General features: G+C 72.7%; 13 protein-coding genes. 6 read left to right on the forward strand and 7 right to left on the reverse strand.

Annotated features, from left to right (window positions below; genetic code table 11):
- The first annotated feature begins 100 nt into the window (after positions 1 to 100).
- Genes AC6I72_RS37120 through AC6I72_RS37130 form a run of 3 tightly spaced genes read left to right on the forward strand, consistent with a single transcriptional unit; the run spans position 101 to position 2,651 of the window.
- The gene (locus tag AC6I72_RS37120; protein ID WP_498006150.1) at positions 101 to 655 is read left to right on the forward strand and encodes a carboxymuconolactone decarboxylase family protein; all 555 of its coding nucleotides are present in this window, start codon (positions 101 to 103) and stop codon (positions 653 to 655) included.
- Between the two features lie 34 nt (positions 656 to 689).
- Complete coding sequence (locus AC6I72_RS37125) at positions 690 to 1,670, forward strand: aldo/keto reductase (protein ID WP_498006151.1); 981 nt, start codon at positions 690 to 692, stop codon at positions 1,668 to 1,670.
- Between the two features lie 24 nt (positions 1,671 to 1,694).
- The gene (locus tag AC6I72_RS37130; protein ID WP_498006152.1) at positions 1,695 to 2,651 is read left to right on the forward strand and encodes a 3-oxoacyl-ACP synthase III family protein; all 957 of its coding nucleotides are present in this window, start codon (positions 1,695 to 1,697) and stop codon (positions 2,649 to 2,651) included.
- Between the two features lie 130 nt (positions 2,652 to 2,781).
- Here AC6I72_RS37130 and AC6I72_RS37135 read toward each other — a convergent pair whose 3' ends face one another.
- On the reverse strand, positions 2,782 to 3,642 hold the full coding sequence (locus AC6I72_RS37135; RefSeq protein WP_498006153.1) for a helix-turn-helix transcriptional regulator: 861 nt from the start codon (positions 3,640 to 3,642) through the stop codon (positions 2,782 to 2,784).
- Between the two features lie 116 nt (positions 3,643 to 3,758).
- Positions 3,759 to 5,204, reverse strand: a complete 1,446-nt coding sequence (locus tag AC6I72_RS37140) for an MFS transporter (protein ID WP_498006155.1) — start codon at positions 5,202 to 5,204, stop codon at positions 3,759 to 3,761.
- Between the two features lie 355 nt (positions 5,205 to 5,559).
- Here AC6I72_RS37140 and AC6I72_RS37145 point away from each other — a divergent pair, with 355 nt between their 5' ends.
- Complete coding sequence (locus AC6I72_RS37145) at positions 5,560 to 6,639, forward strand: alkene reductase (protein ID WP_498006157.1); 1,080 nt, start codon at positions 5,560 to 5,562, stop codon at positions 6,637 to 6,639.
- 70 nt (positions 6,640 to 6,709) lie between these two features.
- Here the strand turns inward: AC6I72_RS37145 and AC6I72_RS37150 are convergent, their stop codons facing one another.
- Positions 6,710 to 7,735 (reverse strand): amidohydrolase family protein, encoded by a 1,026-nt coding sequence (locus AC6I72_RS37150; protein ID WP_498006158.1) that lies wholly within the window; start codon positions 7,733 to 7,735, stop codon positions 6,710 to 6,712.
- A gap of 96 nt (positions 7,736 to 7,831) precedes the next feature.
- Here AC6I72_RS37150 and AC6I72_RS37155 point away from each other — a divergent pair, with 96 nt between their 5' ends.
- Complete coding sequence (locus AC6I72_RS37155) at positions 7,832 to 8,767, forward strand: LysR family transcriptional regulator (protein WP_498006159.1); 936 nt, start codon at positions 7,832 to 7,834, stop codon at positions 8,765 to 8,767.
- 185 nt (positions 8,768 to 8,952) lie between these two features.
- Here the strand turns inward: AC6I72_RS37155 and AC6I72_RS37160 are convergent, their stop codons facing one another.
- Positions 8,953 to 9,621: a class I SAM-dependent methyltransferase gene (locus tag AC6I72_RS37160; RefSeq protein ID WP_498006161.1), complete on the reverse strand. Its 669-nt coding sequence runs from the start codon at positions 9,619 to 9,621 to the stop codon at positions 8,953 to 8,955.
- A 254-nt stretch (positions 9,622 to 9,875) separates the two neighbouring features.
- Between AC6I72_RS37160 and AC6I72_RS37165 the strand changes: the two genes are divergently transcribed.
- Positions 9,876 to 10,334: a PPOX class F420-dependent oxidoreductase gene (locus AC6I72_RS37165; RefSeq protein ID WP_498006162.1), complete on the forward strand. Its 459-nt coding sequence runs from the start codon at positions 9,876 to 9,878 to the stop codon at positions 10,332 to 10,334.
- Between the two features lie 310 nt (positions 10,335 to 10,644).
- Here AC6I72_RS37165 and AC6I72_RS37170 read toward each other — a convergent pair whose 3' ends face one another.
- The 3 genes from AC6I72_RS37170 to AC6I72_RS37180 form a co-directional block, all read right to left on the reverse strand.
- Positions 10,645 to 11,418, reverse strand: a complete 774-nt coding sequence (locus AC6I72_RS37170; RefSeq protein ID WP_498006163.1) for an alpha/beta fold hydrolase — start codon at positions 11,416 to 11,418, stop codon at positions 10,645 to 10,647.
- Between the two features lie 96 nt (positions 11,419 to 11,514).
- Positions 11,515 to 12,453: a helix-turn-helix domain-containing protein gene (locus AC6I72_RS37175; protein ID WP_498006165.1), complete on the reverse strand. Its 939-nt coding sequence runs from the start codon at positions 12,451 to 12,453 to the stop codon at positions 11,515 to 11,517.
- A 10-nt stretch (positions 12,454 to 12,463) separates the two neighbouring features.
- A complete protein-coding gene (locus AC6I72_RS37180; RefSeq protein WP_498006166.1) occupies positions 12,464 to 12,754 on the reverse strand; it encodes a GntT/GntP/DsdX family permease in 291 nt (96 codons plus the stop codon).
- Positions 12,755 to 12,819: the final 65 nt, after the last annotated feature.

Below are 12,819 nucleotides of genomic sequence, written 5' to 3' on the forward strand. Positions count from 1 at the left end.
CCCGCCACGACCACCTGAGACCGGCGGCCCCGACGGGCCGCCGCCACGACCACCCGAGTCCGGTCCCCGACCGTCCGCACCATCCTCCGAGGAGATCACCATGGCCCCCCGCGTCACCCTCACCGAAGTCGCCGACATGACCCCCGAACAGCGCGCGGTGTACGAGAAGTTCCAGTCCAACCTGACCCGGGCGCTGCTGCTGACCAAGGACTCGGCCGCCGCGCACCTCGCGCTCGGCGCCACCTTCACCGTCGGCCTGCTCGGCCTGCTGGACCGCGAGGTGATCGTGCTGCGCGTGGCGAAGCTGCGCGACAGCGAGTTCGAGCGGCTGCTGCACTACCCGCTCGCGAAGAAGGCGGGCCTGGACGACGCCGAGATCCGGGCGATCGAGGAGGGCCGCTACGACGAGATGCCGGCCTCCCGCGCGGCCCTCGTCCGCTACGTCACCGACTGCATGGTCGACCACAGGGCGAGCGAGGAGGCGTTCCGCGCCCTGCGGGAGCACTACTCGCAGAACGAGATCGCCGAGGTCACCCACCTGGCCGGCCACAGCGCCATGACCGCCATGTACCTGGCCAGCCTGGACATCCCGCTGGACGAGGGCATCGCCTCCTGGGGACGCCTGACCGAGGTGCGCGAGCAGGTCACGAACTGACCGCCCGGCACGGAACGACCCGAGAGGAACGACGTTGCAGTACGTGCGGCTGGGCTCGTCCGGCCTGAAGGTGTCCCGGCTGGCGCTGGGCTGCATGAGCTACGGCGAACCCGGGCTCGGCACCCACCCGTGGTCGCTGCCCGAGACCGAGAGCCTGCCCTTCGTCGCCCAGGCCCTCGACCTCGGCATCAACTTCTTCGACACCGCCAACATCTACTCCCTCGGCACCAGTGAGGAGTTCCTGGGCCGGGCGGTGCGCAGACTGACCCGGCGCGAGGACGTCGTCATCGCCACCAAGGTGTACGAGAAGCTCACCGACAGCCCGCTGTCCGGCGGCCTGTCCCGCTCGGCGATCATGCGCGAGGTGGACGCGAGCCTGCGCCGGCTGGGCACCGACTACATCGACCTGTACATCGTGCACCGCTGGGACCCCGAGACACCCGTCGAGGAGACGATGGAGGCCCTGCACGACGTGGTGCGCGCGGGCAAGGTCCGCTACCTCGGCGCCTCCTCCATGCACACCTGGCAGTTCGTCAGGGCGCAGTACGTGGCCGAACTGCACGGCTGGACGCGGTTCGTGAGCATGCAGAACCACTACAACCTGATCAACCGCGAGGAAGAACGGGAGATGCTGCCGTACTGCCTGGCCGAGGGCGTCGGCGTCACCCCGTGGAGTCCGCTGGCCCGGGGGCGGCTCGCCCGGGACTGGGACACCGCATCGGCCCGCACCGCCGGCGACCCGGTCCAGGAGCGGTTCTACGGGCCCACGGAGCAGGCCGACCGCGCGGTCGCGCGCGTGGTCGCCGACATCGCCGCCGAACGGGGCGTGCCCATGGCGCAGGTGGCCCTGGCCTGGCTGCTGAGCCGGCCGGCGGTCACCGCCCCCGTCGTCGGCGCGACCGCCCCGCATCACCTGCGGGACGCGGTCGCGGCGCTTGACCTGGTGCTCGACGGCACCGAGACGGAACGGCTGGAGGCGCCCTATGTGCCGCACGCCGTCGTCGAATACGTCTGACCGAACCGCAGGTGGGAGAAGACCGTGGGAATAGCCGACTACGCGCTGTCCATGCCCGGTGGAAAACGAAGCGTCGACGAGGTCGCCCGGGCCTCCGGGGTGGACCTCGCGAAACTGGAACGGGTCCTGCCGTCGGGGAAGTTCTCGGTGCTGGCCGAGGGCGAGACCTCCTGGGGCCTGGGCCGCGCCGCCGCGGCCCGGCTCCTGGAGCGCAATCCGGTGCGGCCCGAGGAGATCGGCCTCGTCCTGTACGCGGGCTCCAGCGAGTGGGGCACCCCCTTCTGGTCGCCCGCGGCGAAGATCGCGCAGGAGCTGGGGATCACCGACGCGCACTGCTACGAGGTCTCCAACTTCTGCAACGCGGGCATGGTGGCCGTCAAACTCGCCGACGACCAGGTGCGGGCGGGCACCCACAAGTACGCCCTGGTCGTCGTCGCGGACCGGCTCAGTGAACTGGTCGAGTACGGCACCGGCTACGTCGAACTGTTCAACTTCGCCGACGGGGCCGCCGCCGTCCTGCTGACCGCCGACCCCGCGCACACCGCCTACGACGTGCTCGGCGCCGCCCACCACACCGACCCGCGCTGGGTGGACGCGTACTACGGGCAGCTCAAGGACGGCGAGGTCAAGGTCGAGCGGGGCGACAAGCTCGACGGGCTCGGCGAGGCGTTCCTCGACAACTTCACCACCCTGACGCACCGGGTCCTGAAGGACATCGGGCGCCAGGTCGCGGACGTGGCGTACTTCCTGGTCACCCATGGCAACCAGGAGACCCACCGCGACTACCTGGCCGCACTCGGCGTGGACGCCTCGCGGAGCGTGTTCCAGTACGGCCTCGACGGCCACCTCGGCGGCGCGGACCCGCTGGCCGCCCTGGAGGAGCTGGAACGGGACGGCCGGATCGGACCGGGTGACCTGGTGATCGTGGCGACGGCGGGCTCGGGCTTCACCTGGGGCGTGACGGCCCTGCGGCGGACGTAGCCGGCCCGCGGCACGAGAGGGGGCGGTGCCCCGGCCTTCCACGGCCGGGGCACCGCCCCCTCTCACATGTGCCGGCGCACCCGTGCCGGCGGACGTCCGTCCGCCCGGTGCCCGCCGGCCCGCCCGCGGCTCAGCGGTGGTGCACCCGGTCCAGGTCCACCGTGAGCAGCCGCAGGGCCGCCTCGTGCGGGGAGTCGGGTTCCGCGTGGTAGAACTTCAGGATGTTGCCGTCCTGGAGGTCGGCGGACTGGTACATCAACTCCAGCTCGCCCACCACCGGATGGTCGAAGAGCTTGGTGCCCTCGATGCAGTTGGCCACCCGCTGACGGCACCACAGCGCGGCGAACTCCTCGCTCTGTATCGTCAGTTCGCCGATCAGCTCGGCGAGCTGCGGGTCGTGCCGGTGGTTTCCGGAGATGTAGCGCAGATACGTCACGTTCGACTCGGACTCCGTGGCCCAGTCCGTGTACAGCGCGCGGACGTCCTCGTCGAGGAAGTTCATCTTGATGATGTTGGGGCGCTGCCCCGGACGGTCGGGCGCGTCGAAGCCGAGGTGCGGCGCGAACAGTTTGTGGAACAGCGGGTTCCAGGTGAGGATGTCGCAGCGGTAGTTCAGCACCGCCGCCGCCACGGTGCCGAGCGACTCCACCAGCATCCGCGTGGACGGGCTGACCTGGTCGCCGCAGGGCGCCGCCGCCTGCGGGTCCTGAACCGGCGTACCGATCTTGAGCAGGTAGTCCCGCTCGTCGGGGCCGAGGTCCAGCGCGCGGGCGATGGACAGCAGGACCTGCGGGGAGGCGTGCGCGGTCTGCGACTGTTCGAGCCGGGTGTAGTAGGTCTGGCTGACACCGGCGAGCGCAGCCACTTCCTCACGCCGCAGGCCCGGGACGCGCCGGGCGCCGCCGCTGCGCAGCCCCCGCTGCTCGGGCCGGACGCGCTCGCGCATCTGCCGCAGGTAGCTGCCGAGGTCCGTGTTCACGATGTCTTCCACCCTTCCGATTATGAAGTCCCACGCGGCGAACGCAACGGCGTCCGGCCGGGGCGCGGGCCCCGCCGAAGCGGCCCGCAGGGCGCCACGATCCGCCGTGGCGCCCTGCGGACGGTGCGTCAGCCGCGCGCGGCCGCCTTGCGCCGCAGCACCGCCCACAGCAGCAGGCCGACGGCGATCTGGCACGCCGCGTCGACACCGACGGCCACGTGGATGCCGGACAGCTGCTCGGCGGCGGTCACCGTGCCCTGGCCGATGGTGGCCGCGAACACCGCGCTGACCAGCGGGATGCCGATGGCGATGCCGACCTGCTGGGACTGGGTGGCCATACCGGTCGCCATGCCCTGCATGTCGGTGTCGACGGAGGAGGTGGCGATGACCATGAAGGACAGTGCCGCCGTCATGGAGAAGAACGCGTTGACGAACTGGGTGGCGATCAGCGGGATCAGCCAGCGCGAGTCCGCACTCGCCCACAGCGCCGGCAGCATGAACGCGCCCTGGAGGGCCAGGGAGACGCCGAGCATCGTGCGCGGCGGGACCCGCTGGAGAAGACGGGGGCCGACCGTGCCCGCGATGATCTGGCCCACACCGATGCCGAGCAGGACCAGACCGGCCACCAGGGACGACAGACCCAGCACGTTCTGCACGTACAGACCGGTGAAGAAGATCAACGCGGTCTCGCCGCCGAAGATGAACAGGGCCGCAAGGTTGCCGAAGGCGATGTCGGGCCGCTTAAGGACCCGCACCGGGACCAGGGCGTCGGCCGTGCGGCTCTCGACGGCCCAGAAGGCGCCCAGCAGGACGGCGGCGGCGATCAGGGCGGCACCGGCCGCCGCGTCGAGCCCGTTCTCACCGACGCGGGTGACACCGTAGATCCCGGCGAACAGGCCGAGGGTGATCAGCACGGCGCCGGGCAGGTCGATACGGCTGCGCTGCTCGGCGCGGCTCTCGTCGACGACGAGGGGCACGACGAGGATCGCGGCGAGGGCCACGGGGATGTTGATGAAGAACGCCCAGCGCCAGGAGAACACGTCCGTGAGGACACCGCCGAGGATCGCGCCGACGCTGAAACCGGAACTCATCATCACGCTGTTCAGGCCGAGCGCCCGCGTGCGCAGGGCGGGCTCGGTGAAGGCGGTGGTGAGCAGGGCGAGCGCGGCGGGCGTGACGGCGGCCGTCGACAGCCCCTGCAGGGTACGGGCGGCCAGCAGCATTGCGGGCGAGTCGGCCAGGCCGCCGATCAGGGAGGACACGGTCAGTACGAGCATGCCGACGGTGAAGATGCGCCGGCGTCCCACGAAGTCGCCGACCCGGCCGAAGACCAGGGTGCAGCCCGCGGCGCACAGGGCGAAGGTCGTGGTGATCCACTGCAGGGAGCCGGTGGAGAAGCCCAGCGCCGTGCCCACCTCGGGCAGCGCCACGTTCAGAACGGAGAAGTCGGCGGCCATCATGAACTGCGACGCCAGGAGCACCACCAGAGCGGCGACTTGACGGCCCGTCATACGGACGGACGCGGAGCCGGAGCGCTCCGGCGCGACGGTCGGCGAGGTTTCAGCGGTTGTCATGCCTCCAGCCTCGGACGCGCGGCCCGGACCAGCCAGATCCCCCTCGACGGCACTCCTGCGGAGACTGTCACTGCCAGTGCCACCCTCGCGGGGACCGGCCGCCGCGCCCTGGGCCGTGAACGGCCCGTCCCCCGGGGCCGACGGGCCGGCCGGGACCGCCCTCGCGGCAGCCGGTGCCCTCGTCGCCGGCAGGGACCCGGCGGACACAAGGCCCGGCGGCCGGCGCCCCGGTACCGGAGCCGACGGCGTCCACCGGGAGCGTACGGCAAGGAGAGGAACATGATCGGGAAGTGATGTCCGTCGCAGTCGGCCGGATCCGGAAATCCTGATCACGCGCATTCCGTTGCCCACGCACATGGACATCTTCACGCCCGTCTCCCTGGGAGACCTCGAACTCGCCAACCGGGTCGTCATGGCCCCGCTGACCCGGATGCGGTCCGGCGCCGGGGGCGTTCCCGGAGACCTGGTGGTGGAGCACTACCGGCAGCGGGCGAGCCTCGGCCTGATCATCACCGAGGGCACGTACCCGAACCACGAGGGGCAGGCCTTCGTCGGCCAGCCCGGCATCGTCACCGACGAGCAGGTGGCCGGCTGGCGGCGGGTGGCCGAGGCGGTGCACGCCCGCGGCGGCCGCATCGTGATGCAGGTCATGCACGGCGGCCGGGTCACCCACCCCGACGTCAACGGCGGCCGCCGGGTCGTCGCCCCCAGCGCCGTCGCGATCGACGGCGAAGGGCACACGGAGAAGGGCAGGCAGCCCTACCCGGTGCCGCACGCGCTGACCGCCGAGGAGGCGCGGGCGGCCCTCGACGACTTCGTCACCGCCTCCCGCCGGGCGGTCCAGGAGGCGGGCCTGGACGGCGTGGAGATCCACGGCGCCAACGGCTACCTCCTCCACGAGTTCCTGTCCCCGGCGGCCAACCGGCGCACCGACGAGTACGGCGGCTCACCGCAGAACCGGGCCCGCTTCGTCGCCGAGGTGGTGACGGCGGTGGCCGGGGCCGTCGGTCCCGGACGGGTCGGGCTGCGGATCTCCCCGGAGCACAACATCCAGGACGCCGTCGAGACCGACCGGGACGACGTACTGGCCACCTACGGGCACCTGATGGACCGACTGCGTCCGCTGGGCCTGGCGTACCTCTCCGTCCTGCACCGCGAGCCCGCCGGCGACCTGGTCCAGGAACTGCGCCGCCGCTTCGGCGGCAGGCTGATCGCCAACAGCGGCTTCTCCTCGCCCACCACGCGCGAGGAGGCGGTGGCGCTGATCGAGGCGGCGCACGCCGACGCGGTGGCCGTGGGCCGCGCGGTCATCGCCAACCCCGACCTGGTCGAGCGCTGGCAGGGCGGCCACGCGGAGAACGCACCGCGTCCGGAGCTGTTCTACTCCCCGGGCGCCGAGGGCTACACCGACTACCCCTTCCTCCAGGCGGTCTGAGCGGGCCGGGGGCGCGGCGGGCCGGGCGCCCGCCTCGCCCCTTCCTCCGTCCTGATCCGCACGGAGAACCTCAGAGGCCGAACAGCTTCTCGGCGTTCAGGTGGGTCATCTTCTCCCTGTCCTCGTGGCTGACCGGCAGCTCCTCGAGGAAGGCGCGCGTGCCGTCCAGCGCCAGATACGGGTAGTCGACGGACCAGATGATCCGGTCCGCACCCACCACCTGGTGAACGAACTGGAAGTGCGGCAGCCCCCAGATCCCGCTGGGGGTGACCCAGACGTGACTGCGGTAGATCTCGGTGATGGTGCCCGGCAGACCGGTCGTCCTCGGCGGCAGCGCGTCGTCGAGGCGCTGAAGGAAGAACGGGACCATCTCCCCCCAGTGGCCGCTGACGACCTGGAGGCCGGGGTGCCGCTCGAAGGCTCCGGAGAGGATCAGTCGCAGGACGTGCACGCCGGCCTCGTTGTGCCAGCCCCACGCACCGAGTGAGAGCCATGTGCTCACGGCGGGGGAGAAGCCGCCGTAGTAGGCCTCCTGCACCTGCGGCAGCGGGTGGTACGGGTGGACGTAGAGGGGCACCCGCAGGTCGCTGAGCCTGTGGAGCACGGGCGCGTACCGCGGGTCGTCCAGGAACGTCTCCCCCGGGCGGCCCACGATGAGCGCTCCCTTCAGGCCCAGTTCGCCGACGGCCCGGTCCAGTTCGGCGGCCGCCGCCCGCGGATCCTGCCACGGCAGGACCGCGAATCCGCTCAGCCGGTCCGGATACGCCCTGATCGCGGCGGCGAGCCGGTCGTTGGCGGCCCGCGTCAGGGCCACGGCCCGGTCAGGCGGGGCGAGTTGGGCCGGCGTGGCGAAGGAGACCACCTGCATCTGGATGCCGTGCTCGTCCATCGCCTTGATCCGGCCCTCGCCGAGGTCGGCGGCCAGCTCGTCGGCCTCCCGCATCGAGACGACCGTCGGACGGCCGCTGCCCCGCGGCCAGGGAGCCTCCGCGGCCTGCTGAGTCCCCATGTAAGGCGCTTCCCGCAGCAGGGCGGGTGCGGCTGCCTTCGCCATCTCCCGGTCGACCGTGTGTTCTTCGACGCAGATGATTCTCATGCCTGCATGGTCCGCTCGGCCGGCGCGGACCGTCCAAGACCTTGCACGGCCGCTGTCATACCCTGAGAGCATCACCGCAGGGCAGGAGGACGGGTTGTGGACCTGGACCTGCGCAAAGTGCGCTACTTCGTCGCCGTCGCCGAGCACGAGAGCTTCGTCCGTGCCGCCGAAGCCCTGCACGTCGCGCAACCGGTCCTGTCCCGCCAGATCCGGTCGCTGGAAGCCGACCTGAAGGTCACCCTGTTCGACCGGGACACCAGGGGGACCCGGCTCACCGAGGCCGGTGAGGCGATGCTGGAGGAAGCTCTCGGTCTGCTCGCGGCGGCGCAGGCCGCCCGCCGCCGCGTCCGCGACGTGGCCGCGGGCCTGCGCAGGTTCACGGTCGGGTTCACGCCCGGCGTGTCCATCGCCCCCGCCGTCCGCGAGTTCTCCGCGCGCCACCCCGAGGTCCTGGTGGAGGTGGTCCGCATGGACTACCCGCACCGGGCCGACTTCGTCAGGGACGGCCGGGTCGACGTCGGACACCTGCGGCTGCCTGTCGGCACGCACGGCCTGTCCACCGAGCTGTTGTTCAGCGAGCCGCTGGTGGTCGAGTTGCCGGCCGGTCACCGGCTCGCGGAGCGCGAGAGGGTGCACGTCGCCGAGCTGGCGGCCGAACGCATGCTTCTCGACGGCGTGCCCGACCGACGCGACGATCCCTCAGCGTCCACGGCGTCTCCGGCGCCCGTGGCGTCCCCTGGGTCCCCGGTGTCCCCCGCGTCGCCGGAAGAGCACGCGGGGCCGCCGGTCCCCGGCGCACGGAACATCGAGGAACTGCTGGAGCACGTCGCCGCGGGACGCGGTGTCGTGGTGGTCCCGCTCTCGACCGCCCTGTACTTCGGCCGCCCCGACATCACCCACGTCCTCGTCGACGGCCTGGCCCCGTCCCACGTGTGCCTGGCCTGGAGGAGTGCGCGGCGCGGCACGCTCGTCGCGGAATACGTCGACATCGCCCGCCGGACGGCCGGCCGTGAGGCGCACCCGGAGGGCTAGGTCCTGTCGTCACATTCCCGTCGTCCGCCCGGAGGGCGGGCCTCGCGGCGTCAGGTGCGTGCTCTCGGCGTGCCGGGCCCTGACCCTCGTACTGGATGTACTCGGGTCTGGGCCCGGTGCGGCGAGAGTGCGTGCATGGCGTCGCGAGGCAGGCGGGAAATTGTCGACAGGGCCTAGCGGCCCGGTCAGCCGCAGCGCTTGGCCATGACCACCACACTCGGTCCGCTGTGCTCGTCCGGGGGGAGCCGCAGTTCGGCGACCGGACTCAGTCCGGCCTGCTCGATCAGCTCCACGAACTGCTCCGGCCGCCATTTGTGCGTCGTCCAGCGAACGGGGACGCCGCCGTAGGCCTCGGTGCGCACGAGGTCCTCCTCGCCGACGTGGGTGCCGGTGATGAAGTGGCCGCCCGGCTTCAACGCGCGGGCGAACATGCCGAGGACCTGCGGCAGGACGTCACGGGGGAGGTTGAACAGCGACCACCATCCGAGCACACCGCCCAGGGACGCCTCCGCGAGGTCGAGGTCGGTGGCGGAGGAGACGCTGAAGCGGCACTGCGGATGGAGACGGCGCGCGTTCTCGATCATGCGGGGGGAGAGGTCCACCCCGGACACGTCGAGTCCGCGTTCGGCGAGGTAGGCGGTCACCGTGCCGGGGCCGCAGCCGACGTCGAGGACGGGACCCAGGTCGCCCACCGTGTCGGCGAAGGCGTCGATCGACGCCTTGAGCCACGGATCGCGGCGGATGTCGCCCATTCCCGTCGTCTGCACCATGTGGGCGTAGTTGTCGGCCACGCGGTCGTAGGACTCACGGACCGTGTCGAGATCGGCCGGGCGGTCGATGGAGTGCGTGCGCATCAGCCAACGATAGGGCAGCAACGACAGGGCGGCGCGCTGGACTTGGGGTCCCAACCGGGGCGGACGCGACGCGTCCGCCCCGGTTGATCATGGTTGGTCACGGTCCGGCTGTACCGGTGCGGGCGCCGACGCGGTGCCGGGTGCGGGCGGGCCCTCGCCTCGCAACCCTTCGGTCACGTCGGTGAGGCCGTGGAATGCCGGACCGGTCGGTGAGGACGTGGAATGCCGTGCCCGGCGCGGAAGTTGATCGCAGCATGACTCAAGGACCCGCGCCCCGCCCCCTGTCCGACGAAGCCCTCTCCGACCTGCTCGCGAAGCAGCAGTTCGGGACCCTCGCCACCGTCAAGCGAAGCGGCCACCCGCACCTGACCACCATGCTCTACAGCTGGGACCCCGAGGCCCGCGTCGTCCGGCTGTCGACCACGGCCGACCGCATCAAGGTCAAGCACCTCCGGCGCGACCCGCACGCGGCCCTGCACGTGCAGGGCGGCGACGTCTGGTCGTTCGCCGTCGCCGAGGGCACGGCGCAGACGTCCGAGGCCACGACGGTTCCCGGGGACGCGGTCGGGCGGGAACTGCTCGCGATGATCCCGGCGGCCGCGAAGCCCGAGGACGAGGACGCGTTCCTGGCGCAACAGGTCGCCGAGCGCAGGGTCGTCATCCGGCTGGCGGTCGAGCGGCTCTACGGGACGGCCCTGGACATCGACGGCTAGAGGATGTCCGCAGGCCCCGGCGGCGCACGACGTGTCCGGCGCCCGCGACCACCGGCCCCGGCGGGGCACGACGTGTCCGGCGCCCGCGACCATGAGCCCGCCCGGACCTCCCGGCCCTGACTCCCCAGTACCGGTGAGACGTCGGAGGCCGCCGCGCAACCGCTGTGCGGTGACCGTCGTGCCGTCGTCCCGGGGCGCCGGCCGGCGCGCCTCCAGCGGTGCGGTCCCCGAACCGCGCCCCGCTGCGACCCGCCCATGACCGAGCCGGGCCGGCCAGGGGCGGGTCCTACCTGTGCGCGGGCGGCGACTGCTACGGGAGGCGGCGGACGAAGTCCAGCAGCAGGGCGCAGAACGCCGCGGGCTGTTCCAGCGGCGCGAGATGCCCGGCGCCGGGGATGACGGCGGTCCGATCCGCACCGAGGTCGCGGGCCAGGCCCTCGCCGCCCTCGTGGAAGTCGGGCAGGTCGTGCTCACCGACGCCGACCAGAGCGGGCACGCCCCTGAGCGTGCGCAGCGCCGCCGGGCCGGTGCCGAGGGGGTCCGCCGCCTGGGGCGGTTCGCCGTGGGTGAGCTGGTCGGTCAGTCGGCGGCGGAGCATACGGGCGGCGTGGCCGCGTACCTCCTCGGCCGCCCCGGCCGAGGTCCACGCCTCGACGCCGGCCTTCACCGCGGCGTCCAGGTCGCCGGCGGCCAGCGCCGTCCGTTCGGCCTCCCAGGCGGCGTCCAGACGCGGGGAGGCGGGCTGGTCGTGGGGCCGGTACCCGACCAGGACCAGGCCCTCCACCCGCTCGGGTGCCGTGACGGCGGTCTGGAGCGCCACCAGGGCGCCCAGTGAGTTCCCGGCGAGCACGAAACGGTCGGCCCCGAGGTGGCCGAGCGTGTCGAGCACGTCCGACCAGGGGGCCACCTCGCGGCCGTCGGGCACGGTCGCGTCGCCGTGGCCGGGCAGGTCCAGGGCGATGGCCCGTACACCGGCCCCGGCGAGCAGCGGGAGGTGGGCGTCCCACATGGTGCGGTCGGTGGGCCGGGCGTGCAGCAGGACGACGGGCCGTCCCCGGCCTGCCTCGGTGGAGGGGAGCAGCATGGTTCGAGGTGCCTTCTTCGGTGAGTGAGTGGGGAGGGGTGGGGGAGGGGGAGCCGGCCGGTGCGGAGAGCGGCGGCCGGCCCCGCGGGGAGCGGGTCACCCGGCGCCGGTGAGTCCGACGGGCGCGGCGCCCCCTGGGGCGGACGGACGCCGTGGGCGGTCGTGATCCGGTGACCGGGCGTGCCCTTCCTCCGCGGCGGTGTCCCGGTCGGCGGGGGCCGGGCCCTGTTCGGCCGGCCGGCGGAGCAGGAGCAGGGCGTCGGCACTGGGGCTGCCGGGTTCCGCGCTGTAGACGGACAGGTGCTGGCCCGGGGCGCTGGTGACGGCCAGCGCCTCGAAGTGCAGCCGCAGTTCCCCGACGCGGGAGTGACGGAAGTGCTTGTCCTCCTGCGTGCGGGGCCGGACCTCGTACCGTGCCCACAGGCCGGTGAAGGCGGGGCTGCGCACGCTCAGCTCGCCGACGATCCGCTCGATCCGCTCGTCGTCGGGGAACTGCGAGGAGGACGCCCGCAGGTTGCCCACCGCGGTGTGCGCCGCCCTGTCCCAGTCGACGTAGAACTCCCGCGCGAACGGATCGAGGAAGATCATCCGCAGCAGGTTGTCGTACCGGGCGAACCCGCGGTACAGCTCGCGCGCCATCGCGTTGGCCGCCAGCACGTCCTGCGCCGCGCCGACCACGAAGGCCGGCACGTCGCGCAGGCCGTCCAGCAGCCGCACCAGTTCCGGGGCGACGGCCGGCGCCGCGGCCGCCGTGGCGAAGACGGGCAGACCGAGCCGGAACAGGTGCCCGGCCGCGGCACCGTCCAGCCGCAGTGCCGCGGCGATCGCCCGGAGCACCTGCTCGGACGGGTTGCGCTCACGGCCCTGCTCCAGGCGGATGTAGTAGTCCGTGCTCACCCCGGCCAGCAGCGCCACCTCGTCCCGCCGCAGCCCCGGCACCCGCCGTTCCCCGCCGTCGAGCAGGCCGACGTCCCGCGGCGTGATCATCGCGCGGCGGGCACGCAGGTAGTCACCGAGCTGGTTGTCGCTTTCCATGTCCGCCACGCTAGATCCATCCCGGGGCGGGGGCGTGGGTGCGGTGCACCCACCCGGGGCGACGATGCCGGTGGCGCAGACGACGCCGACGGTGGCCGAACCCGTGCTCAGGGACAGCAGCGCCGCGATCCGGGCCGAGCAGGGTCACGTCGCGGTGGGCTCCCGCGGCCGCGGAGGCGATGGCATCCCCGGTGCCGGAGACCCGGAGCACCTGCTGGGACGCGCCGGCGCCGCCGAGGATGAGCAGGACGGTGGCGAGGGACTTGAGGCCGTCGGCCGCAGAAGCGCGGGCCGGCTCCATGGCCGCCCACCGGACACAACGCCCTGTTTCACGTGAAACCGCCCTGTCCTGCCGGGCGTCTTGAC

Source organism: Streptomyces sp. Xyl84, assembly GCF_059731885.1.

Bases quoted from the DNA above. Each gene is read 5' to 3' on its own strand.
- AC6I72_RS37120 (WP_498006150.1), top strand. From the start codon at position 101: ATGGCCCCCCGCGTCACCCTCACCGAAGTCGCCGACATGACCCCCGAA.
- AC6I72_RS37140 (WP_498006155.1), bottom strand. From the start codon at position 5,204: ATGACAACCGCTGAAACCTCGCCGACCGTCGCGCCGGAGCGCTCCGGC.
- AC6I72_RS37145 (WP_498006157.1), top strand. From the start codon at position 5,560: ATGGACATCTTCACGCCCGTCTCCCTGGGAGACCTCGAACTCGCCAAC.
- AC6I72_RS37150 (WP_498006158.1), bottom strand. From the start codon at position 7,735: ATGAGAATCATCTGCGTCGAAGAACACACGGTCGACCGGGAGATGGCG.
- AC6I72_RS37160 (WP_498006161.1), bottom strand. From the start codon at position 9,621: ATGCGCACGCACTCCATCGACCGCCCGGCCGATCTCGACACGGTCCGT.
- AC6I72_RS37165 (WP_498006162.1), top strand. From the start codon at position 9,876: ATGACTCAAGGACCCGCGCCCCGCCCCCTGTCCGACGAAGCCCTCTCC.
- AC6I72_RS37170 (WP_498006163.1), bottom strand. From the start codon at position 11,418: ATGCTGCTCCCCTCCACCGAGGCAGGCCGGGGACGGCCCGTCGTCCTG.
- AC6I72_RS37175 (WP_498006165.1), bottom strand. From the start codon at position 12,453: ATGGAAAGCGACAACCAGCTCGGTGACTACCTGCGTGCCCGCCGCGCG.
- AC6I72_RS37180 (WP_498006166.1), bottom strand. From the start codon at position 12,754: ATGGAGCCGGCCCGCGCTTCTGCGGCCGACGGCCTCAAGTCCCTCGCC.